24 protein-coding genes are annotated in these 21,679 nt (G+C 72.3%); 8 read left to right on the top strand and 16 right to left on the bottom strand.

Annotation, left to right across the window (positions count from 1 at the left end):
- Nucleotides 1-75 precede the first annotated feature (75 nt).
- The gene (locus CLV63_RS06010; RefSeq protein ID WP_106581881.1) at nucleotides 76-843 is read right to left on the bottom strand and encodes an alpha/beta fold hydrolase; all 768 of its coding nucleotides are present in this window, start codon (nucleotides 841-843) and stop codon (nucleotides 76-78) included.
- 234 nt (nucleotides 844-1,077) lie between these two features.
- On the opposite strand from CLV63_RS06010, the gene CLV63_RS06005 reads away from it, so the two are divergent.
- From CLV63_RS06005 to CLV63_RS34965, 3 genes are all read left to right on the top strand, one after another.
- Complete coding sequence (locus CLV63_RS06005; protein ID WP_106581880.1) at nucleotides 1,078-1,386, top strand: type II toxin-antitoxin system prevent-host-death family antitoxin; 309 nt, start codon at nucleotides 1,078-1,080, stop codon at nucleotides 1,384-1,386.
- Nucleotides 1,383-1,910 carry a type II toxin-antitoxin system RelE family toxin gene (locus tag CLV63_RS06000; RefSeq protein WP_245928600.1) on the top strand — a complete coding sequence of 176 codons (528 nt, stop codon included), beginning with the start codon at nucleotides 1,383-1,385 and terminating at the stop codon, nucleotides 1,908-1,910. The genes CLV63_RS06005 and CLV63_RS06000 overlap by 4 nt, the downstream gene beginning before the upstream one ends.
- Before the next feature lie 335 nt (nucleotides 1,911-2,245).
- On the top strand, nucleotides 2,246-3,283 hold the full coding sequence (locus CLV63_RS34965) for an SURF1 family protein (protein WP_106581878.1): 1,038 nt from the start codon (nucleotides 2,246-2,248) through the stop codon (nucleotides 3,281-3,283).
- Here the strand turns inward: CLV63_RS34965 and CLV63_RS05990 are convergent.
- Complete coding sequence (locus tag CLV63_RS05990; RefSeq protein ID WP_106581877.1) at nucleotides 3,253-3,663, bottom strand: DUF3817 domain-containing protein; 411 nt, start codon at nucleotides 3,661-3,663, stop codon at nucleotides 3,253-3,255. The two genes, CLV63_RS34965 and CLV63_RS05990, sit on opposite strands and share 31 nt — an antisense overlap.
- A 119-nt stretch (nucleotides 3,664-3,782) precedes the next feature.
- Nucleotides 3,783-5,420, bottom strand: a complete 1,638-nt coding sequence (locus tag CLV63_RS05985) for a glycosyltransferase family 2 protein (protein WP_211301177.1) — start codon at nucleotides 5,418-5,420, stop codon at nucleotides 3,783-3,785.
- Between the two features lie 357 nt (nucleotides 5,421-5,777).
- On the opposite strand from CLV63_RS05985, the gene CLV63_RS05980 reads away from it, so the two are divergent.
- The 3 genes from CLV63_RS05980 (at nucleotide 5,778) to CLV63_RS05970 (ending at nucleotide 8,414) form a co-directional block, all read left to right on the top strand.
- Nucleotides 5,778-6,494, top strand: a complete 717-nt coding sequence (locus tag CLV63_RS05980) for a WbqC family protein (RefSeq protein WP_106581876.1) — start codon at nucleotides 5,778-5,780, stop codon at nucleotides 6,492-6,494.
- A 143-nt stretch (nucleotides 6,495-6,637) separates the two neighbouring features.
- Nucleotides 6,638-7,351 (top strand): PIG-L deacetylase family protein, encoded by a 714-nt coding sequence (locus CLV63_RS05975; protein WP_106581875.1) that lies wholly within the window; start codon nucleotides 6,638-6,640, stop codon nucleotides 7,349-7,351.
- 73 nt (nucleotides 7,352-7,424) lie between these two features.
- Nucleotides 7,425-8,414: an NAD-dependent epimerase/dehydratase family protein gene (locus CLV63_RS05970; protein ID WP_106581874.1), complete on the top strand. Its 990-nt coding sequence runs from the start codon at nucleotides 7,425-7,427 to the stop codon at nucleotides 8,412-8,414.
- A 32-nt stretch (nucleotides 8,415-8,446) separates the two neighbouring features.
- On the opposite strand, the gene CLV63_RS05965 is transcribed toward CLV63_RS05970, so the two are convergent.
- Together CLV63_RS05965 and CLV63_RS05960 are read right to left on the bottom strand one after the other, a co-directional pair.
- A complete protein-coding gene (locus CLV63_RS05965; protein WP_106581873.1) occupies nucleotides 8,447-8,818 on the bottom strand; it encodes a DUF202 domain-containing protein in 372 nt (123 codons plus the stop codon).
- Nucleotides 8,815-9,225, bottom strand: a complete 411-nt coding sequence (locus tag CLV63_RS05960) for a YidH family protein (RefSeq protein ID WP_106581872.1) — start codon at nucleotides 9,223-9,225, stop codon at nucleotides 8,815-8,817. The genes CLV63_RS05965 and CLV63_RS05960 overlap by 4 nt, the downstream gene beginning before the upstream one ends.
- 235 nt (nucleotides 9,226-9,460) lie before the next feature.
- Here CLV63_RS05960 and trxA point away from each other — a divergent pair, with 235 nt between their 5' ends.
- A complete protein-coding gene (gene trxA / locus CLV63_RS05955) occupies nucleotides 9,461-9,859 on the top strand; it encodes a thioredoxin (RefSeq protein WP_106581871.1) in 399 nt (132 codons plus the stop codon).
- Nucleotides 9,860-9,902: 43 nt separating this feature from the next.
- On the opposite strand, the gene CLV63_RS05950 is transcribed toward trxA, so the two are convergent.
- From CLV63_RS05950 to CLV63_RS05935, 4 genes are all read right to left on the bottom strand, one after another.
- Nucleotides 9,903-10,628 (bottom strand): spermine/spermidine synthase domain-containing protein, encoded by a 726-nt coding sequence (locus CLV63_RS05950; protein WP_106581870.1) that lies wholly within the window; start codon nucleotides 10,626-10,628, stop codon nucleotides 9,903-9,905.
- A 49-nt stretch (nucleotides 10,629-10,677) separates the two neighbouring features.
- A complete protein-coding gene (gene hisG / locus CLV63_RS05945) occupies nucleotides 10,678-11,532 on the bottom strand; it encodes an ATP phosphoribosyltransferase (RefSeq protein WP_106581869.1) in 855 nt (284 codons plus the stop codon).
- Between the two features lie 111 nt (nucleotides 11,533-11,643).
- Nucleotides 11,644-11,907: a phosphoribosyl-ATP diphosphatase gene (locus tag CLV63_RS05940; protein WP_106581868.1), complete on the bottom strand. Its 264-nt coding sequence runs from the start codon at nucleotides 11,905-11,907 to the stop codon at nucleotides 11,644-11,646.
- Between the two features lie 127 nt (nucleotides 11,908-12,034).
- Entirely contained in the window at nucleotides 12,035-12,841 is an 807-nt protein-coding gene (locus CLV63_RS05935) for an SDR family NAD(P)-dependent oxidoreductase (protein ID WP_106581867.1), read from the bottom strand.
- Nucleotides 12,842-12,983: 142 nt separating this feature from the next.
- Between CLV63_RS05935 and CLV63_RS05930 the strand changes: the two genes are divergently transcribed.
- Nucleotides 12,984-13,676, top strand: coding sequence for a class I SAM-dependent methyltransferase (locus tag CLV63_RS05930; protein WP_106581866.1), 693 nt, complete (start codon nucleotides 12,984-12,986; stop codon nucleotides 13,674-13,676).
- Nucleotides 13,677-13,820: 144 nt separating this feature from the next.
- Here the strand turns inward: CLV63_RS05930 and CLV63_RS05925 are convergent, their stop codons facing one another.
- From CLV63_RS05925 to CLV63_RS05895, 7 genes are all read right to left on the bottom strand, one after another.
- Nucleotides 13,821-15,524 (bottom strand): ATP-binding cassette domain-containing protein, encoded by a 1,704-nt coding sequence (locus CLV63_RS05925; protein WP_106581865.1) that lies wholly within the window; start codon nucleotides 15,522-15,524, stop codon nucleotides 13,821-13,823.
- Nucleotides 15,521-16,675 (bottom strand): DUF1611 domain-containing protein, encoded by a 1,155-nt coding sequence (locus CLV63_RS05920; protein WP_245928599.1) that lies wholly within the window; start codon nucleotides 16,673-16,675, stop codon nucleotides 15,521-15,523. Before CLV63_RS05920 ends, CLV63_RS05925 begins: the two co-directional genes overlap by 4 nt.
- A 308-nt stretch (nucleotides 16,676-16,983) precedes the next feature.
- On the bottom strand, nucleotides 16,984-17,655 hold the full coding sequence (locus CLV63_RS05915; protein ID WP_106581864.1) for a response regulator transcription factor: 672 nt from the start codon (nucleotides 17,653-17,655) through the stop codon (nucleotides 16,984-16,986).
- Nucleotides 17,655-19,190, bottom strand: a complete 1,536-nt coding sequence (locus CLV63_RS05910) for a sensor histidine kinase (protein WP_394339750.1) — start codon at nucleotides 19,188-19,190, stop codon at nucleotides 17,655-17,657. Before CLV63_RS05910 ends, CLV63_RS05915 begins: the two co-directional genes overlap by 1 nt.
- Nucleotides 19,183-19,497, bottom strand: coding sequence for a hypothetical protein (locus CLV63_RS05905; RefSeq protein WP_106582092.1), 315 nt, complete (start codon nucleotides 19,495-19,497; stop codon nucleotides 19,183-19,185). The genes CLV63_RS05910 and CLV63_RS05905 overlap by 8 nt, the downstream gene beginning before the upstream one ends.
- Nucleotides 19,498-19,732: 235 nt before the next feature.
- Entirely contained in the window at nucleotides 19,733-20,566 is an 834-nt protein-coding gene (locus tag CLV63_RS05900; RefSeq protein ID WP_106581863.1) for a class I SAM-dependent methyltransferase, read from the bottom strand.
- Complete coding sequence (locus tag CLV63_RS05895; RefSeq protein ID WP_281260695.1) at nucleotides 20,563-21,426, bottom strand: SURF1 family cytochrome oxidase biogenesis protein; 864 nt, start codon at nucleotides 21,424-21,426, stop codon at nucleotides 20,563-20,565. Before CLV63_RS05895 ends, CLV63_RS05900 begins: the two co-directional genes overlap by 4 nt.
- Between the last annotated feature and the right edge of the window lie 253 nt (nucleotides 21,427-21,679).

The following is a 21,679-nucleotide window of genomic DNA, read 5'->3' as shown; positions in this document are numbered from 1 at the left end:
CAGGCACCGGGGCACCGGGAGGATGGGCGCCCGTCACACCGGCAGGTACCGGGACACCGGGCGGACCGGCGTCCGTCACACCGGCAGGTACCGGACCAGCAGGTCGTTCACGCGCGCAGCGCGCTCGACGGTGAGCAGGTGCGCGGCCCCCGCGACCACCTCGAACCGCGCGCGCGGCAGGGCCGCAGCGAGCCGCCTGCCGTGGCCGGGCGGCAGGAACGGATCGTGGGCCGCCGAGACGACCAGGACCGGGCCCGGCACGCGGGCCAGCAGCCGGCGCTGGTCGAGCCCCGCGGCGGTCTCGCACAGCGCGGCGAACCCGCCCGGGTCGGTCTCGCCGAACTCCCGCACGAACCGCGCGACCACGTCAGGGCGGCGGTCCCGGAAGTCCGGTGTGAACCACGGGAGGGTGGCCTCCGGTGCCACCGCGGCCGTACCCTCGGCCCGCGCCGCGGCCGCGATCCGGCGCACCCGCCGCACTTGCGACACCCGCGCCGTTCCGGCGAGCAGCGCCACACGGCGCACCCTGCGTGGTTCCATCGCGGCGACACGCGACGCGAGCATCGCGCCGAACCCGAGCCCGACCAGCGAATACCGGTCGACACCGGCGCGGTCGAAGAGGGCGAACAGGTCGGCGGCGAGGTCGTCGGCCGCGTAGCGCCCGGCCGGGGCGGGGCTCTTGCCGTGACCGCGCAGATCGACGCGGAGGACACGGGCGCCGCGGGTGAGCTCCGGCATCTGCGGCTCCCACACCGACCACCGGGTGCCGATGGTCGGCAGCAGCACCGCCACCGGCGCGTGCCGAGGGCCGTCGAACCGGTACTGAAGGGGAACGACGGTCATGCACGACCTCCTGGGACACCCCCGCAGAGTACCCGCCCCAGCCCTCGCGCCCCGGTGCGGCCCGAAACAGGGACCACATGGGCACTGCGGACAGCCCTCAGGCGCCCCCGAGCCGCCGACCGGCCACCTCCCGGAGCACCGATCGCCCTCCCCTCGGCCACGGAACAACCCCGGCCCGGCGTGCTGGGACGCCGGTCGGCTTAAAATCTATATAGATTCCTATACATTTAAACCATGGCCGTATTGAACGACAGCAACGACGTCTCCGTCACCGAAGCGTCCAGGTTGGGGGTCGCCCGTCTGGTCGCCGACGCGGAGCAGGGAACGGACCAGATCGTCACACGGCGCAATCAGCCCGTTGCCGCCGTGGTCGGCATCCGCAGGCTCGGCGAACTGGAGGAGGCCACTGCCGACCTCCGGGACCTCGCCCTGGTACTCGCGCGTTCCGTGTCCGACAGCGGCCGTCGCGCCTCCCTCGACGATGTGATCGCGGAGTTCGGGCACACGCGCGAGTCCCTGGCCGCACTGCCCGAAGACGAATGATGCCGGAACCCCGGATCACCTTCACCGACGCCGCCATCGACGATCTCCGCAGGCTCGGTCCCGACGCGGTTCCCAAGGTCCTGAAGAAGACACTCCTGCTCCTGGACAACGTCGAGGCGGGCTATCCGCTGGGCGGCGACCGCACCGGTTTCCGGAAACTGGTCGTCGGCCGGAACACTTGGCGGATCGTCTACCGGGTCACCGACGACAAGACCGTGGAGATCTGTGAGGTGTGGGCCGTCGGCGAGCGCGCCGACTCGGAGATCTACGCGGAGGCCAGTGCCCGTGTCAAGGCCACTGGAGCGAGCAGCCCGGACCTCGTCCGGCTGGTGACTGTGATCGAACGCCTGGGCGGCCTCGCCGGTGGCGTCGAACCCCCCGCCGAAGAGGTCCGCGAACCGGTCCCCCAGTGGCTGGCGGATCGGCTGGTGTACACGGTGGGGATGCGCCCGGAAGCCGTCGCCGCGCTCGACCTCCGACAGGCAGTGGACGTCTGGACCGAGCACACGGCAAGACCGCACTGAGCTCGTCGGCTCGGCCACAAGAACGCGAGGACCGCCACCGTGTCCCCCCTCGAAATCACGGTGGCGGCCCTCGCTTGGGAACGGTCGCCGACTCCTCCCCCCTGGAGTCGCGACCTGGAAAAGCTCGCGCCGCGCGGTAGAGGGTGATTCTCCCTCTCGCGCTGATCTACACATTACCCGCGGCGACGTGCCTTAACAACCCTCTGTCACGACTATTAACGTAAAGTAGTTGTCAGTCGCGGTTCTCCTCCTTGCCAAGTCCCGCGTTCCGGCGCACACCGGCGGGCGGGCGGGGGCGGGAGGGGGTCCCGCCGGGGCGGACATAGCCTGGGGGAGTGCGATCTCCGCTTCTCGCGCCGCGCTGGCTCGGCGTCCACCTCCTCGCCGTACTGGTCGTCTGCGCATGCACCGGCCTCGGGTACTGGCAGTACCTCCGCGCGCAGGAACCCGCCCGCGAGGTGGTCACCAACCCCGTCGAGGACCTCGACCGCGCGGGCGACATCGGCGCGCTGCTCGAACCCGGCGAGTACCTGCGCCAGGACCTCGCCAACGAGGCGGTCACCGCGACCGGCACCTTCGACCCCGACGCCCAGCTGCTGGCACCGGCGCTCTCGCCAGAGGGCGACGAGGGCTACTACGTCATCGCCCCCCTGGTCACCTCCGACGGCGCGGCCGTCACGGTGAGCCGGGGATGGCTGCCCCGCTCCGAGGCGGAGGCCGCCGACACACTGCCGGAGCCCCCCAAGGGCGAGGTGACGGTCGCGGGCTGGCTGGCGATGCCGCAGAAGGAGAACAGCAAGGGCTACTCGGCGGTGTCGATGCCCTCAGGGCAGGTCGAGCGGATCGCGTCGGCGCTGCTCGTCAACGAATGGCCCTACCCGCTGTACGAGGGGTACGTCGTCCAGGGACGCGAGCCCGCGGGGGCCGCCGGCGACTCCCCCGCTGCGGGTGGCGCGCCCGTGCTCCGCGAGATCCCGCCGCCCGATCCGCCCACCGGGGTCACCTGGGACCTCAAGAACCTCAGCTACGCCGCCCAGTGGTGGGTGTTCGGCGTCGCGGCCGGGGTGTTCTGGATCTCACTGGTGCGCCGCGAAGCGGCCGAGCAGCGCGACGGCGGCGATGCCGGGTCCGGGACCGGGAACGGCGGCGGTACCCCCGGGGCCGGTGGCGGTTCCGGTGACGGCGCCCCCGAGGGGGACGACGGTGCCGGATCCGGGGACCGGGCGGACGGAGCCGCCCCCGGAGTCGGGGACGGCGGCGGCGCCCATGGGGACGGCGCTACCCCTGAGGACGACGGCGCCACCCCCGAGGACGGCGCCGGTGCCCTCGATAGCGGCGGGGGTCAGCCGGCCGTGCGCGCGGGGGCCGACTGAGCGTCGGCCGCGTCCATCGCGTCCTGCTCGCGCCGCGCCACCTTGCGCTCGACGAAGAACCCGAGCAGCGGGATGGTGCCGGCCAGCGCCACGCCGACCGTGCGGCCGGCGCTCCACCGGCGGCCGATCGCCAGCCACAGCACGACCAGCACGTAGGCCATGTAGATGTAGCCGTGCGGGACGGCGATGTACAACATCAGCGGGCTCTCGGGGCCGAACCAGTGCTCGGCCCCCGCCGGCGCCGCCACGACGGAGAACATGGCGTCGTCCCCGACGAGGTACTTCGCCGGCATCGCGACGAACATCAGGAGCAGCAGCCAGACGCCCGTCACGTAGGCGAGTACGCGGTACAGCGAGAGCGGCAGACGCTTGTTTTGCACGAGAACCCCGAGGTGAGACGTTGGACCGCGGGCCATGGTCGGCGGCCCGCGTCTCCTCCGAGCCTAAGCGCCCCGCCCGGCCGTGCTCACCGGGGTCGCACCGGCGGCCCCGGTGCTGCTCACAGCGACTTGGTCGCGCGGTCGGGGCTCTGCCAGCGGCCGTCGGACCGCGCGGTCCACGCCTGGGGGATGGTCCGCAGGGTCAGGTAGGAGTCGACGATCCGCATCGGCAGGAAGAACAGGCCGTACACCAGGTAGCTGGGCCGGCGCCGGATCATCGCCATGATGCAGGTCAGCATGTAGTCGGGCACGAACAGGCCGACGGCGACGACCGTGAGCGGCAGCACGGCCGAGACCGCGTCGTAGCCCGTGGCGTACCAGCCGAATTCGAGGACGGCACCGCTGGTGACGACGGGCAGCAGGGTGAAGACCCCGAGCGCTGCGGTCACGAGCAGCAGCACCGCGACCAGCAGGACCTCCATGATGTAGCCGAACAGCACGAACCAGAACAGGCTGGGCCACACGCCGTGGCGGCGGACGGTCTGCCAGAACCCGAGGGTCCAGCGGCGCACCTGGCTGACGTAGTCGGCCAGCGTGAAGGGGTCCTGGCAGTACGCCTTCGTGCCGGGCCGCATCGAGATGCGGCCGAGCTTGCGGTGGTGGACCTCGAAGGTCATGTTGAAGTCCTCGATCACCAGCCCCTTGGGGTTGATGTCGATGTCCTTCAGCACGCTCGTGCGGTAGGTGCTGGCGAAGCCGGGGACGATGAAGGTCACGCTGGTGTGCCGCCAGGTCTGGCCGAAGCGGATGAGGTACTGGAGCATCCAGTACAGGCGGTCGCGGTAGGCGGAGATGAGCCGGCCGACGAGCGTGCGCTCCTCGGGCTTCCACTCGGCCACGACGAAGCCGGCGACCGCTGCGACGCCCGGTTCGGCGAGCTGGCGGCGGGCCCCCTCGACGTAGCCTTCGTCGAGTTCGGTGTCGGCGTCGAGAATGACGACGCCGTCGTAGTTCTCGGTGAGGTCGAACTCCTGGATGACGGCTTCGAGCGCGCCGGCCTTGCCGCGGTTGGCGAGCAGTTCCAGCACGTTGACGCCGGTCTCGGCCGCGATGTCGGCGGTGGCGTCGTGCGAGCTGTCCGACACCACGTAGATGTCCCATCGGTTGAACAGCCGCAGCGCCGAGGCGATCGCGCCGTCGATGACGGGCGCTTCGTTGTGCGCGGGGATGATGACGGCGAGCGACAGCGCCTGGGGGCCGGCGGATCCCGGCGCGGCGCCGCCCTCGCGGCCCGAGGAGCCGGACGAGACGGTGAGCCGCCGCAGCGGGATGGTCGCCGTGGTGGCGGCCCCGCCGGTGTCGTCGTCGGCCCCGATTCCGTCGACCCCGCCGCCGGATGGGCCGGTGCCGCCGGAGGCCCCACCGCCGGTACCGCCGGAGCCGCCCACCGGGGCCGCGGCGTGCTTGGCCCGGACCAGGACGCGGTCGGCGTCGGCGGCGGCCGCCGCCGGGTCGGTGCGGCCGCTGCCGCGCCCCGCGAGCGCCCTGATGGAGTCGTCGCCCAGGCGGACCAGCCCGACCAGCGACCAGACCAGCAGGTTGACCCCGAAGGCCATCCACAGGAACAGGGCGGGCGGCGCGCCGGACGAGCCGCCGGCGCCGAGGGCGAACCCGATCCACTGCACGAACAGGGTGACGGCGAGCGCCAGCGCGATCAGGCCCGCGACCCAACTTCCGATGAAACGTGCTGTGCGCACTTGGCGGCCTCCGGGGGGTGGCGGGATGCGAGCAGGGTGTGACCACTAGGTCAGGCACTAAAGGGGACGTCTTGCCGATGTCGGAAGTTCACCGGGCTTCGCGACCTAAGTAGGCCAGCGGAATCTTATGCGCGGACTTGCCACCCGAAGGCACCATTGGTGCAATACGGAAGAGGGAAGCCGCCCGCCGGTACGGTTGCGAATAGTGTTCGCAATGGGGATCGGATCGCGACAAACGCAATATTGATCAAGAAAAAGCGGTCGGATCACGGGCAGCCGGAGCGCAACGGCGCCGAAAGCCCACTGCGCGATTGAACGCGGAGCGTGACTCACACACTCCGGAGAGGATCGGACAACGTGCGTGTAGCCATGCACCAGCCGCACTACCTGCCCTGGTTGGGTCTTATCGACAAGATCGACCGGAGCGACCTGTTCGTGGTTCTCGATCATGTCCAGTTCGAGCGCAAAGGATGGCAGAACCGGAATTACGTGGCATCCAAGAACGGCCCGGTACTGCTCACCGTGCCCGTCGTACAGCGGAGCCATCGCGAGCGGATCTGCGACAAGCAGATCGACAACTCCCAGACGTGGCGGGAGAAACACCGCCGCAGCATCACCGAGCACTGCTATCGCGGCGCCCCTTATTTCGCGGATTTCGGACCCGAAATACTCGGGATTTACGATTCCGAATGGCCGAACCTGGCCGAGCTGTCGCTCGCGACCACCCATTCGATCCTGCGCTGCTTCGGGATCACGACCCCCGTCGTCCGCGCCAGTGAACTCGGCGAGTTCCCCGCTCAGAAGAGCGAGCTGCTCGCCCAGATCGCCGCCAAGGCGGGTGCCACCGTGATGCTCTCCGGCGACGGCGCGCGCGGCTACGTCGACAAGGGGGTGTTCGACCGCTACGGCATCGAGGTCGAGTGGCAGGACTTCCGGCACCCCGAGTACCCGCAGCACTCGCGCGCGAACCGGGAGTTCCTGCCGCGCATGGCGGCACTGGACCTCCTCCTCAACCTCGGCCCCGAATCCATGCCGGCCCTCCGCAGCGCCCGCACCGCCGAATCCGGAGGCTGATCCCCGCACACGACAACCGCTTCACCCCCGCAGGCGTCTGCCGAGCACACGTCGATCTCCTGCCTCGCACACAGGAGCCGCGACGCCCGACCGTGCCCGGCGCGTCGGCAATCCCCTGAGTGCCCACTGCGTTAGGACAGCCAATGACGATCGACTGGTCGCGCGAGCGCATCCTCATCTTCGCCCCGCACCCCGACGACGAGACCTTGGGCTGCGGCGGTCTCATGAGCAAGGCGAAAGAGGCCGGAGCACAGGTCTACATCCAGTTCCTGACGGTGGGCGACACGAAGGACCACTCCCCGAAGGGGGTCTCGACCGCAACGGAGCGCTTCGGCGAGATCAAGGAGGTCGCCGACTTCTACCGGTGGGACGACTGGCACATCGCCTTCCCCGGCGACGAGTACCACCTCAGGCTCGACGCCGTCCCCCGGTTCGACCTCGCGAACGCCATCGAGAACGACAGCCCGCTCTCCATCGCCGAGATCGCGCCGACCGTCGTCGTCGCGCCGCACCGCAGCAGCTACAACCAGGACCACCAGGTGACCGCCGAGGCCGTGCACACCGCGCTGCGGCCGTCCAACGCCCGGCTGCGCCACCACCCCCGCATCGTCCTCGCCTACGAGGAGGCCGCCGACCAGTGGCGGTACGGCGAGGCGGCCTCGCCCGACCTCCTCGTCGAACTGGACGACCGCCACATCGACGCCAAGATCGCCGCCATGCGGCTGTACGGCACCCAGGTACACGACCACCCCCACACGCGCTCCGAGCAGACCCTGCGGAGCCTCGCGACCCTGCGCGGGATGCAGGCGGGCGTGGTCGCGGCCGAGGGCTTCCACGCGATGCGCATCGTCGCTTGACCTGCTACCGGCCGAAGGCCGCCGACTGCCGAATGAGGGCAGCGTTCATGAGAACCCATGGAGGGGATCCAAGTTGAAAGCTGTGGTGACCGGCGGCGCCGGTTTCATTGGCTCACACCTGTGCGACTACCTGATCGCCCACGGGCACCAGGTCGTCGTCCTCGACGACCTGTCCACCGGATCGGAGTCCAACCTCGAACAGCTCCGCGGGAACCCCGCATTCGAGCTGGTCAAGGGCACGATTCTGGACAAGCGGCTGGTGAGCGACCTCATCGGCGAAAGCGACACCGTGTTCCACCTGGCAGCGGCGGTCGGTGTGCACAACATCGTCGACAAACCGCTGGAGTCGCTGCGGACCAACCTGCACGGCACGGAGAACGTCGTGGAGGCCGCGGCGGCGCACGGCGCGCGGTTCGCCGTCGCCTCGACCAGTGAGGTCTACGGCAAGAACGACTCCGACGGCCTCACCGAGGACGCCGACCGCATTCTGGGTTCTCCGCTGAAGAGCCGCTGGTCCTACGCCGCGGCCAAGGGCCTCGACGAACTGGTGGCCTACGTCTACGGCACCGAGACCGGGCTCCCCTGCGTCATCACCCGGTTCTTCAACATCGTGGGGCCGCGCCAGACCGGGCGCTACGGCATGGTGGTGCCCCGCTTCGTGAGCCAGGCCCTCGCCGGGGAGCCCATCACCGTCTACGGCACCGGCGACCAGCGCCGCTGCTTCGGTTCGGTGTTCGACGTCATCCCCGCCCTGGTGCGGCTGCTCGACACCCCCGAGGCCTACAACACCGCCGTCAACCTCGGCGGGAAGGAGGAGATCTCCATCAGGGGTCTCGCCGACCGGGTGATCGAGCTGACCGGGTCGAGCAGCGAGGTCCGGTTCGTCTCCTACTCCGACGCCTACGGCGCCGGCTACGAGGACATGCAGCGCCGGATGCCCGACACCGGCCTGGCGCGCGAGCTGATCGGCTACGAGCCCACGCGCACCCTCGACGACATCATCACCTCGCTGGTCGAGCACCGGCGCGTCGGCGCGCCGCACCCGCGGGTCGCCGTGGGCTGACCGGGCGGCCGGTGCCCTGGCGTGGAGGGATGTCAGGGCACCGGCTCCAGCAGCGCGGTCGCCCCCGCGGCGACCGCGAGGACCAGCACCGCCGCCGAGAGCAGCACCAGCGCCCACGGCCGGGCCAGCGGTGCCGGCGGGGCGCCGCTGCCAGGATCGCGGTACCCGTTGCCGGAGCGCCGCCAGCGGCGCCGCAGGTGTGCCATCAGCGCACCGGCGAGCCCGGCCACGGCGAGTGCGGGCAGCAGCCGCAGCAGCACGGCGCCGTCGGAACCGGGCGGCCCGCCGGGGAACGGCCCCCGCATGAACAGCAGGGTGACCGCGATCAGCACGATGAGCGTGCGCTGCCACGAGAGCAGGGTCCGTTCGGGCTGCAACCCGGGGTCGCGGGTCGGGCGGCTCACGTCCAGAAGTTCCCTGCGAGCACCGCGATGCAGACGAGCGCCACCCCGACCGTGGTGACCAGCGGCAGCGCGCTCGTGGTCAGCGGGCGGTCGCGCCGCATCGCGTGCTGCACGCGCAGCCAGCGCACCGGCGCGTACACGGTGATGACCATCGCGAGGGCCGTCAGCGCCAGGCCCACGGTCAACCGGGGGCCGGTGCTCCATTGCAGCGGGACGAGGTGCAGGACGGCCACCGCGCCGGCGATCAGCGCGAGGGCCGTGCGGATCCAGGCGAGGAAGGTCCGCTCGTTGGCGAGGGTGAACCGGTAGTCGGGTTCGGTTCCGGGCCGGCCGCTCCGCGGCTCCGCGGAGTCCGGTTCCTCGTCGCCGGCGCCGGGCCCCTGCTCCGATGGCATGATCGTGCTCATCGTCCACTTCCCCCCGGCCTGCTTCGACAGCGTTCGCACTTGACCCTAGTGACCAGCGTGTTTTCCGCCCAAACAGGTATTCACCAGGTGTTTTGTCGAGAACCCTGCTCTGGGCCGTTCGCGGGGTGCGGCGTGTGACCGAGGTCTCCCCGAGGGCGTACCGGCGCTTGTGGAACAAACGAGCGGGCAGTACCGCTCTACGGGTGGACGAGAAGACGAATCCGGAGGGAGCCTCGTGGCGACCATCGAACTGACCAAGGACAACTTCAACGAGACCGTGACTGAGAACGATCTCGTTCTGATCGACTTCTGGGCGTCCTGGTGCGGTCCGTGCCGGATGTTCGGGCCGGTCTATGAGAAGGCGGCGGAGAAGAACCCGGACCTCGTGTTCGGCAAGGTCGACACCGAGGCCCAGCAGGAGCTGGCCGCCGGGTTCGACATCCAGTCGATCCCGACCCTCATGGTGGTCCGCGAGAAGACCGTCATCTTCTCCCAGCCCGGCGCACTGCCCGAGGAGAGCCTGAACGACCTGATCAAGCAGGCGCGCGAGCTCGACATGGAGGCCGTGCGCGCGGAGATCGAGAAGCAGCAGGCCGACGGCGCCGCCAAGGACGGCGAATCGGCCGACGCCTGATCCGGCGGCGCGGGACGGTGCCGCGGCACCGTCCCGCGGCCGGTCAGTGCCGCCCGGTCCCGGGCGGCCGCACCAGGTAGACGAGGTCGGGCCCGCCCCGTTCGGCGGGCACCTCGACCGTGTCGACCCGCCCGTAGCGCTCGCCCAGCAGTCCGGCGAACGCGGGGGCCGGCATGGCGCTCCAGAACGCCAGCACCCCGCCGGGTCGCACGCGCCGGTCCAACCGCGCCAGTCCCGCGGGTCCGTACAGCGCGCCGTTGCCGTCGACCACGGTCCATTCGGGGCCGTTGTCGATGTCGAGGCAGACCGCGTCGAAGACATGCTCCGTCGCGCCGATCCACCGGACCAGGTCGGCGCGGACCACCGTGCAGCGCGGGTCGCCCACGACCCGCCCGGCGGCCGCGCCGAGTGGGCCGGAGTGCCACTCCACGATCAGCGGCTCCAACTCGACCACGCACACCTCGGCGACGGCGGGGTGGTCGAGCGCCTCGCGCGCGGAGAACCCCGCGCCCAGCCCCCCGATGAGCACGCTGACACCGTCGGCCGCGGTCAGGGCGTCGAGGGACGCCCGGACCATGGCGCGCTCCGAACGCCCGGAACGGGTGTCCATCAGGAACACGCCGTTGCTGATGATCTCGAAGTGCGCGCCGACCCGCCGCAGCACCAGTTCGCCGCCCGTCGCCCCGATGGTGCGCGACAGCACGACGGGATCGCCTTCCGGGGGCTCGCCGTCGGGGGAGGCGCCGCCGATGGACGCGGTGTTCGTCATTGCGACCTTGGCCCGATTGCGTATCGTTTCGTAGCGTTGTCCGGTTTCGTCACAATCGGCAGGCGTAGATGTCGGTGACGAGGATGGCCCGCGCCCCGATGGCCCACAGGTCGTCCATGATCCGCTGCGCCGCTGAGCGCGGCACCATGGCGCGGACGGCGACCCAGCCCTCCCGATGCAGCGGCGACACCGTGGGCCCCTCCATGCCGGGGGTCAGCGCGACCGCGTCGTCCAGGCGCTCGGCCCGCATGTCGTAGTCCATCATCACGTAGTCGCGCGCCACCAGCACGCCGCGCAGCCTGCGCAGCAGCGGTTCGAGTTCGGCGGTCTCGGCGGTGTCGCGCTGCCGGATGACGACGGCCTCGGACTCCAGGATGGGCTCGCCGAAGGTCTCCAGCCCGGCCTGGCGCAGCGTGGTCCCGGTGGACACCACGTCGGCCACGGCGTCGGCGACGCCGAGTTGCACGGAGCTTTCGACGGCGCCGTCGAGCTGCATGACCCGCGCGTCGACGCCGTGCTCGGCCAGGTAGCCGCGGAGCAGCCCGGCGAGCGAGGTGGCGACGCGCTTGCCGTCGAGGTCGGCGAGGGTCATGGCGCCCCCGCCCGGCGCCGCGAAGCGGAACGTCGACCCGCCGAACCCCAGCGGCAGGACCTCCTCGACGGGCGCACCGGAGTCGAGCAGCATGTCGCGGCCGGTGATACCGGCCTGGAGGATGCCCTCGCCGACGTACACGGCGATGTCGCGGGGGCGGAGGAAGAAGAACTCCGTCCCGTTCTCGGGGTCGATCAGGACGAGGTCGCGGGAGTCCTTGCGCTGGCGGTACCCGGCCTCGCGGAGCATGGCGCTGGCGGGTTCGGCGAGCTGGCCCTTGTTGGGCACGGCGATACGGAGCTGGTCGGGCATCGGGTGTCATCCCCTGTCGGGTGGATCGGCTGGAACGGGCGTCGGACAGGCATCCGGGCAGGCGGGATCGCGGCCGGGTCTCGGCGGTCGGCGGGCGGCTCCGAGACCGGCCTACAGATGCTTGTAGACGTCCTCCAGCCGCAGGCCGCGCGCCAGCATCAGCACCTGGAGGTGGTAGAGGAGCTGCGAGATCTCTTCGGCGGTCTCGGCGTCCGACTGGTACTCGGCCGCCATCCACACCTCTGCGGCCTCCTCGACGACCTTCTTGCCGATGGAATGCACCCCGGCGTCGAGGGCCGCGACGGTGCCCGACCCCTCGGGGCGGGCGTCCGCCTTCGCGGACAGCTCGGCGAACAGTTCGTCGAAGGTCTTCATGATCACTTTCCTAGAGGGCGTGCCCCTCCAGGGTAGGCGCTCGACCACGGCCGACGCGCCCAGGTGCGCGAACCCGCCCGCCGCGCGGCCGCCCCGGCGCGGCGGCCGGCCGGCTGCCCGGCGGCGCTCACCGCCCCATGACCCTGCGGTACACCCCGCGCGGCAGCACCTTCAGCAGCCCGCCGGCCACCTTGTACTGGGCGCCGGGGGTGACCAGCACCCTGCCGCCCGCCCAGGCCCGCAGCGAATCCCTGACGACGCGCTCCTTGGGCACGAACGCGATGTCGGGCGCGCCGCGCTCCTGGAGCCCCGCTGTCATGTCGGTGCGCACGAAGCCGGAGACCACCGCCGAGACGTGCACCCCGTGCTTGCGGACCTCCATCGCGGTGCTCTCGGTGAACGACAGCACGAACGCCTTGCTCGCGGCGTAGGCGGCGCTGGACGCGTAGCCCGGCAGCAGCCCGGCGACCGAGGCGACGTTGACGACCCCGAGCGGGCCCGCTGCGCCCGCCTCCGCGCGCGCGATCTGCACCGGCAGGACAGTGCGGGTGAGGCGCATCAGGACGCGCACGTTCAGCTCCACCACGGCGTCGAGCTCTTCGATGGCCTGCCGGCTGAACCGGCCGCCGTCGCCCCGGCCCGCGTTGTTGACGAGCAGGTCGACCGGTGCCTCGGCGCCGCCGTCCCCGGCCTCGAGCCGCTCCTCGACCGCCGCGAGCCCTTCGGGGGCGGCGAGGTCGGCGGGCAGCGGGGTGACGCCGACGCCGTAGCGGGCGCTGAGCCCGGCGGCGGACTCCGCGAGCAGGTCGGCCCGGCGGGCGACCAGGACCAGGGAGAAGCCGCGTTCGGCGAGCTGGCGGGCGTACTCGGCGCCGATACCGCCGGACGCGCCGGTGATCAGTGCGGTACGGGCCGGGGTCCTCTGCGCGCTCATAGCGGTGCATGTTACCCGCCGGTCGCCCGCGAGGGGCGAACCGGCGCGGCCGCGCGGCGCCGCGGGTCGCGTGCGCCGGAGGGCGGTCGGCGGGCGGCCCTGTTGACGCGGGTCCGACAGCGGACGCAGTACCGTGCTTGCCATGGCAGCCACACCCAATCACGCCGACTCCGCCGACCTCGCCAAGCCGCTGCGCTACGCCGGGTTCTTCGTCACCGAGGCCGTCCGGACGTTCCGGGCCACGGGATCCGTCATCCCGAGCAGCCCCGCGCTCGCCGAGCGGCTGACCCGCTACATCGACCAGCGCGACGACCCGTCCGCGCCCATCAGCATCCTCGAAGCGGGCTCCGGCACCGGTCCCGTCTCCCGCGCCATCGCGGCGCACATGCACGACGGCGACACGCTCGACATGGTCGAACCCCACGGCCCGTTCGTCGAGTACGCCCGCGGTCTCATGCAGACGGACCCCGACCTGGCGCGGGTCGCCGACCGGGCGACCCTGCACCAGGCCCTCGTGACCGACCTCGGCACCGACCGCAGGTTCGACGTCATCGTCTCCGGCCTGCCCTTCGCCAACTTCACGGCGGAGGAGGTGCGGGAGATCATGGAGTACTACTTCACGGTCCTGCGCCCGGGCGGCCGCCTGTCGTTCTTCGGCTACCTCTACACGAAGCAGGTGAAGTCGGTCATCGCCCGGCGCGAGGACTACCTGCGCCAGGCGCGGTCGAGCTGGGTCGTCGACGAGTACGTGCACCGTTTCGGCGTCGACACCGAGCGCGTCCTCGCCAACTTCCCGCCGGCCTGGGTGCACCACCTCCGCAAGCCCGCCGACTAGCCGCCCTCGGCGGCCTCGGCCGGGCGGGATTGCCGCCGGGCGCGCTCCCCGCGCCGACTGTGCGGGAACGGGGCCCATCCCGATCGGGAGACCCGTTTCCGCGCGGTCGCCGCGGGGAGCGCGCCCGGGTCCCCCGGTCCCCGCTCACGCCTCCAGGCGCGTCCGCGCCGCGGCCTCGGCGGCGCGCGGCGCCTCCTCGACCCGCAGGACCCCGTTGCCGAGCCGCCACACCACGTCCGCCGCTGCGAGCCGCTCCGGCCGGTGCGTCACCACGACAACGGTCCCGTCGAACCCCGCGATGACCCGGTCCACGACCGCCGCCGCTGCGGGGTCGAGATGGGCGTCGGCCTCGTCGAGCAGCAGCAGCCGGGGGCGGGTCAGCAGCGCCCGCGCGAGCGCGATCCGCTGCTGCTGGCCTGCGGAGAGCCCCGCCCCGTTCTCGCGCACGGGGGTGCGCAGCCCCAGCGGCAGCTCCGCGATCAGCTCCGCCAGCCCACTGGCGTGGACGGCCTCGTTCAACCGCATCCCGTCGGCCTTGGGGTCGGCGTACCGGACGTTCTCCCCGATCGTCCCGCGCAGCAGCGGCAGGTGCGGGCCGACCGAACCGATCGCCGCGCGCACCGACGCCGGGCGCGCCCGCGCGATGTCGGCGCCGTCGAGCAGCACCTCCCCCTCGTCCGGGCCGACCAGCCCGGAGACCGCCGCGAGCAGCGTGGACTTCCCGCTGCCGTTCGGCCCCACCACCGCCACCACAGCACCGGCGGGGACGCCGACCGTGGTGGGCGTGAGGAGCCCGGTGAACGCCACCCCCCGCAGTTCGAGCGCGCCCCCTCCGTCGGGCAGCGCCGGCGCCCCCGAGGCGGCGCCGTTGCGGCCCGGCCGCGCCAGTTCGGCGCGGATCTGCTCCAGCGACACCGAGCACGCCGACCGGTACTCCGCCACCCGGGCGAGTTCGCGCACCGGGGTCGCCATGATCCCGACCACCGCGATCGCGGCGGCGGCCTGCGCCGGCCCCGCACCGCTCGCCGCCGTCGCGATGAGCACCGCCGCCGTGGTCAGCAGCGCCGTCGACTCGGCGATGGCGCGCACGGTGCCGACAGCGCGCGCACGGCGCACCGACGCCTCGGCGAGGCGGCGGCCCCTCCGCGCGAGCACGCGCCGCTCGCCCCGCTCACGGCCGAACGCCTGGACGACCTGGGTGTTGCCGACCCGCTCGACCACGTGGGACGCGACCCTGGCCTGGCGGCGGCGGGCGGCCCGGTTCGCCGAACGCAGCCACGGCGACAGCGCTGCCGCGGTCGCCAGCCCGGCGCCCATGACCGCTGCCGCGGCGAGCGCCAGCACCGGGGCGATCACCGCGAACGCGACCAGGCAGCCGACCAGCAGTGGCACCGCCACGGCGAGTTTCGCCAGGCCCAGGCTGGCCCACCGCCGCAGCGCGCTGAGGTCGCCCATCATCCGCAACGAGGTGCCGCCCGTCGACCTGCCCCTGCCGGTACCGCGCGACGGCGCGTCGGTCACCCGCCGGAAGAGGACCGTGCGGACCTCCGACACCCACGCCTGCCCGAGCCGCTCGGCGAGGACCTTCTCCGTGTAGAGCAGCACACCGCTGACCACCGCCAACGCCACCAGCCACTGGACGCCGCCCAGCGGGCCGCCCGCGCCGGGCACCGCACCCGCCGGTGCGCTCAGCGCCGTGATGACCCTGGCGACGAGGACCGACCACAGGACGGCCGCGACAGCGAGGCCGAGCCCGACCGCGACCAGCGCGGCGAAGATCCACCGGCGCCGACCGGTGAGCAGTCCCGGCACCTGCGGCACGCCGCGGCCCGGGTCGGCGGCGCTCATGCCGAACGTTCCGAGGCGCCCTGCGCGGCGGCGACGGGCTCCCCAGCCAGCCGCAGCGCGTCGCCCGCGTCGTGGAAGTAGCCGGCCGGCTCGACCGCCGGGCGCAGCAGCCGCACCGCGACCTCGGGGTCGGCCAGGCCGGTGAGCCCGTGGACGCCGACGTCGAGGACCCCGGCCACCTCCCGGATCGCGAGCGGGGACGCGGTGAGGCGGCCGCTGACGGCGACGACGGGAAGCCCGATCGCGCGCAGCCGGTCGACGCCGTAGAGCGCCCCGGGCGCGTCGCCCGCGGCGAACACGCAGCTCCCGACCATGGCCTGGAAGTCGTCGCGCGCCAGGAGCCGCGCCGTCTCCGGCTGCATCACGCCGTCGGCGATCTCCAGCACAACGGCGTCGGCGCCGTCGAGGACGAGCCGGTCGCGGAGGTCGCGGGCCCCTTCCATGATGCGGTCGAGCGGCATGCGGTAAGTGGTGGCCATACCGGCGTCGGTGAAGTCGAGGACCCCGGCCGCACCGGAGTCGGCGAACAGCCAGCGGTCGCCGCCGGCCCCCGTCCCGGTGATCTTGGCCGCGCCCACGCGGTAGCCGGCCGCGGTCAGGCCGCGCACCAGGGCGGCGCCGGTGCTGGTCTTCCCCGCGTTCATGGCGGTCCCCACGACCGCGATGGTCGGGACGCCGCGCATGGGCCGGGCCGGGGTGGGCGCCGCCAGGCCCTCCATAGTCACCCGGGTCCCCGCCGCCGTGGCGGCGATCCCGATCGGGGTGATGCGGGTGGGCGCCGCCATGGCGTCGTGCGCGGTGCGGACCTCCGCCGCGATGCCGCCGGCCGCGACCAGGTGGCACGGCCCGAGGTCGAGCGGCAGCTCGGCCTCGAACTGGTCGGGGGCGTAGCGCGCGGCGTAGGCGAGCAGCAGCACGTCGCCGGGGAACAGGTGGGCGCGCCGCCCGTTCGCGAGCTCCACTCTGGTGTGGCGCCCGACCTCGGTCACCTCGGCGGCCACCACGTCACCCGGGTTCGGCCGGATGTCGGGGCCCGACAGGAGGTGGGTAGGGCGGTCGACGTCGAGTGCGCGCACCGTGTAGGAGACCTTCAGCGCGGCACGCTGGAATTCGGTCAGCGCGGTCGGCTGGCACACAGTGGGGGCGGTCATTCAGGCTCCTCAGCTCAGTGGGCGGGCGGGCCAGTGCCCGCCACGAACACGACAAGCATCGACACCCCGCATGAGGCACCCCTGAGCGGAAGATGAGAAGGCCTTCATGGTCGCCGCGGCCGTACGGCGCCACCGACGGCCGTCCGGTGTTGTTCGCCCACCTCACGGCCGTGAACGGCCGCCACCACCGGCCGAGGTCGGACACCGCTGGCCGCCGCACACGTGACCAGGCATGCGGCGGCCCCGGATACGGGCGGCGGCCCGATCCCGCAGGTGACGGCCGTACGCTCCGGCCGTATGCCCCAGCCCTACGCCGCTTTGCTCGGGCTCAGGCGGTAGCCCATTCCGCGGACTGTTTCGATGTGCTGGTCACCGATCTTCTTGCGCAGTGCGCGGATGTAGACGTCGACCACGTTGGACCCGGGGTCGTAGCCGTAGCCCCACACGTGCGACAGGATCTGCTCCCGCGAGAGCACCTGGTCGGGGTGGCGCAGGAGCAGCTCCAGCAGCGCGAACTCGCGCGCCGTGAGATCGATGGTGGCCGTGCCGGTGTCGGCGCGGCGCGTGCGCAGGTCCAGGGCGAGCCCACCGGCGCGCAGCACGGTGAGGTCGCCGCCGCGGTCGGCGCGCATGCGCAGCCGGACCCGCGCCAGCAGCTCCTCGAAGCGGAACGGCTTGGTCATGTAGTCGTCGGCGCCGATCTCCAGACCGGTGACGGTGTCGCGGACGCCGTCGCGCGCGGTGAGGATGATGACGGGCAGCACCGCGCCCATCTGGCGCATGCGGCGCAGCACGGCGAACCCGTCCTCGTCGGGCAGGCCGAGGTCGAGCAGCAGCAGGTCGAAGTCGCCGGTCAGCGCGCAGTCGACCGCGTCGCGCCCGGAGTCGACCACCGTAACGGCGAACCCGTTGGACGACAGCCCCTTGCGGACGAACGACGCTATGCGCTCCTCGTCCTCCACCACCAGGATCCTGCTCATCAGCGCACACCCCCCTGCCCCAGCGGGAACCGCAGGGTGAACGCCGCGCCGCGGCCCGGAGCGGAGTCGATGTCGACCCGCCCGCGGTGCGCCTCGACGATCGCCCGGACGATGGCCAGCCCCAGCCCCGCGCCGCTGCGGTCACGGGAGGATCCGGTGCCGCGGGAGAAGCGGTCGAAGATCCGCTCTTGGTCCGCTGAGGAGATCCCCGGGCCGGAGTCGCATACCCAGAAGTCCACCGTTGTGCCGTCCTCCGATAACGCCGAGCCGACCCGGATGAGGTCGCCCGGCTCCGTGTGCCGTACCGCGTTGTGCGCCAATTGCACCATGGCCTGCGTGACCCGCTGCGGATCGAGCCGGGCGGTTCCCTCACCGATGGACTCCAGCCGCCAGTCGCGCTCGCCCAGCGCGCGCACCTTCGCGTCGATGTCGCTGGTCAACTCCGCGATGGAGGTCTTGGACCAGTGGAGGAAGTCGGGCCGCTGCGCCTTGGCGAGCAGCAGCAGGTCCTCGACGATGCGGGTCATGCGGTCCAGCTCGTCGGTGACCAGGCGGACGACCTCGCGCCGCTCCTCCGGCGAGTCGCCCATCACCTCCAGGTGGCCGCGCACGATGGTGATGGGCGTCCGCAGCTCGTGGCTCGCGTCGTCGACGAAGCGCCGCTGCCCGGAGAACGCCTCCTCCAGCCGGTCGAGCATCGCGTTGAACTGCTCGGCGAGGGCGGCGACGTCGTCGTTGCCCGGCACGTCGATGCGCTGGGTCAGGTCCTCCTCGGTGATGTGCGCCGCCGTCTGGCGGACCAGGCGGATGGGCGCGAGGATGCGGCCGGCCACCCACCACGCCGAGGCGCCGGTGAGCACGAGACCGATCAGACTGACCAGGAGCAGGGTCCGCACCGTCTGGTCGACGCCCTCGCGGTCGACGTCGGCGAAGAACCCGATGATGAACCAGCCGCCGGGGTTGTCGGAGCCCCGGGGCGGCTCGACCCGGACCTTCTCCCAGCGCAGCTCCCCTTCGGGGGTCTCGGCGGAACCGCGGCTGTGCGTGGAGTCGAGGATGGTCGTACGCACCGCCGAGTCGGTGGACACGTCGACCAGCGGCTCCTGGCCCTGGCGGATGCGGCCGGTGGGCACCTGCGCGCCGGGGACGTCGTCGACGTGGGCGAAGATGATCTCGTGGCGGTCGGGGTGCTGGCGCACCAGGTAGGTCTCCAGCAGGCTGGAGACGTCGGTGAAGCCGCTGCCGGTCTCGGGGTTGACGCCTACGGCGGCGAACTCCTGGAACTCGTCGATCTCCTGGGTGAGAGCCCGGTCGATCCGGCCGTCGACCTCGCTGCCGAGCGCCTGCCAGGTGACCACGTTGACCAGCACGAGCAGGGCCGTCATGAGCAGCACGACCCACGCCATGATCCGGACCCGCGCGGGCATGCGGCGCGGCCCGGTGTGCGCGGAGTCGCGGGGGCCGCCTGTGGTGTCTTCCAATTGCAGATCGGGGATCGTGTCGTCATCGGGGCGGTCGCTGCCGCGCTCAGTCATCATCGCCATCATCATCGCCGCCGTCGTCGTCATCGTCATCATCGTCCCCGGTCACGGCCGGTGGAGGGTCGACGACACCGTCATCGGGCGAACCTGATGTGGGGGACGGGTCAGGGGACGGGCTCGGGGAGGGGGAGGCGGGGCCCTGCGGCTTCGGGCGCTTCTCGGGGTTGGACTCGCCCACGACCACCTCTTCGGGTGGTTTCGACGGGGTCGTGTCGCGGTTCAGCGCCCACACCGCGGAGACCCCGCCCACGACGATTGCCGCAACCGCTATGAGCAGCGCGAAACGGTGCATTGGTCTCATGGGCGCCCAGTGTGCCCGGTCCGCCCGCATTCGCCCATGAAACGAAAGTGAGGAACTTTTCATCTTCAGCCGAGCACACCGGCAGGAGCGGACGTCCGGCCGCCGGGACGGCGGGGGGTGACGTCGGGACGCCCGACTGACGGCGCAGCGCAGCGGCGGGCAGTGCACGGCGGGGAACGCAACGGCTCCGCTGAACCACCCCCAAACCACCCTCGGACGCCGGGCCGCCCTGGGCTCAGCGGGGGCTGCGGCAGGCGAAGATCGCGGTCCCCGGCAGCAGCCGGCCCCTCAGCGGGCTCCAGCCGCCCCACACCTGGGAGTTGCGCTCGGGCCACTCCGGTTCGACCAGGTCGCGCAGCTCCAATCCGGCGGCGGCGATGGCGCGCACCCAGTCGCCGACCGTGCGGTGGTGCTCGACGTACACCGCGCGGCCCCGGGCGTCCTCCTCGACGTAGGGCCTGCGGTCGAAGTAGGACTCGCGCGCGGTCAGCCCGTTCTTGCCGGGGTCGTCGGGGAAGCCCCAGCGGACGGGGTGCGACACCGAGAACACCAGCCGCCCGCCTGGGCGCATGACCCGCGCCGCCTCGCGCAGCGCCGCAGGGGCGTCGGGAACGAACGGGTAGCCGCCGTAGGACGAGAACACGACGTCGAAGGAGGAGTCGGCGAACGGCAGCCGCTGCGCGTCGCCCTGCACGGTGTCCAGCGCGTGGCCGGTCGCCGCGTCGATCCGCGCGGCGTGCTGCAACTGGCGGTGCGACACGTCGCACCCGACGACCGCGCGCACCCCTTGGTCGCGCAGCCACCGGCCGCACTGCCCGGCGCCGCAGCCGACCTCCAGGATCCGCGCGCCCCGCAGATCGGCGGGGTCGCCGAGCAGCCGTGCCGCCGACTCGGTGAGCCCTTCGGGACCCCAGACGAACCCGGCGTCGCCCAGGAACTCGCCGTGTTCGGCCTGGTAGTCGTCTGCCTCGCGCTCCCACCACAGGCGGCTGGCGCGGGCGCTCTCCTCGGGCCCCGAGGGGCGGCGTGCGATCCGTGCGACGCGGCCGGGATCCGCCGGGCCGGTCACCGACCGCCGCCGTCGGACCCGTGCGCTGCGCCGACGGGCGAGGCAGAGACCGGCGCGCCGCCCGACGGATCGCCGTCCGGCCCGTCGTCCGATCCGCCGTCCGGCCCGCTGTCGGAACCGCCGGCGGCGTCCTGGATCTCGCGGCGCACCAGGAACACCCAGCCGACGACGGCGACCACCGTGAAGACCCACCATTGAACGGCGTACGACAGGTGCATCCCGGTGTCGACCTCGGGAACGGGCACCATCTCCGGTGCGGGGTCGGACTCCGGATCCTGCCCCGTGAGCTCGACGAAACCGCCGTACACGGGGTAGTCCAGCGCCCCGGCGATCCTGCCGACGTCGATGACCATGATCTGGGACTCGGGCAGGCCCCCGCGCTCGCGGATGCCGGTGTTCGCCTCGGACTCGCTGAACTGGGCCCGGCCGGTGACCGTGACCTCGCCCGTGGGGGCAGGGGGGACGTCGGGCCTGCTGGTGGCGGTCGGCGGCTGCGGCACCCAGCCGCGGTTCACCAGCAGACCGGTGCCGTCGGCGGTGACGAGCGGGGTCAGCACGTAGAGCCCGACGCCGTTCTCGCCGTCGCGATTGCGGACCAGCAGCTCATGGTCGGTGTCGTAGCGTCCGGTCGCGGTGACCTGCTTCCAGCGGTCGGCGCGCGCGACGTCGTCCCCTGGCGCCATGAGCTCGGCGACGGGCACCGGGGCGGAGTCGAGGTTCGCCTCCGCCAGATCGGCGGCCGCGGCCTTGCCCTCCCAGCGGTGGAACTGCCACTGCCCGAGCATGATGAAGGAGGGCACCACGAGCAGCACCAGCGCGTGGAACGCCAGCATGCGCGGCGACAGCAATACCCTCAGCACGCCTCCGAGGCTATGAGACCCCACCACCACCCGCACACGGCCCCACCCAATCCCACCCACCCGACGCCCCAACCCGTGTCCGAAAACGGTCAGCAGTGGAACCGTCTGCCACCGTGCGCTGGACCTGGGGATACGCCACCGCTCCCGACCGAACCGCGCAGCGGAGCCGCCCTGGCCGCACACGCCGCACGCTAACCCGGTGACACTCCGGCGACACCGGGTTAGCGTGAGGCGCATACATCCCCCTATATCG

This window comes from Murinocardiopsis flavida (genome assembly GCF_003014485.1).
GTDB classification, from domain to species: Bacteria; Actinomycetota; Actinomycetes; order Streptosporangiales; family Streptosporangiaceae; genus Murinocardiopsis; species Murinocardiopsis flavida.
Note: the sequence above shows the minus strand (reverse complement) of the source record. Positions and strands in the feature narration are given on the sequence as shown.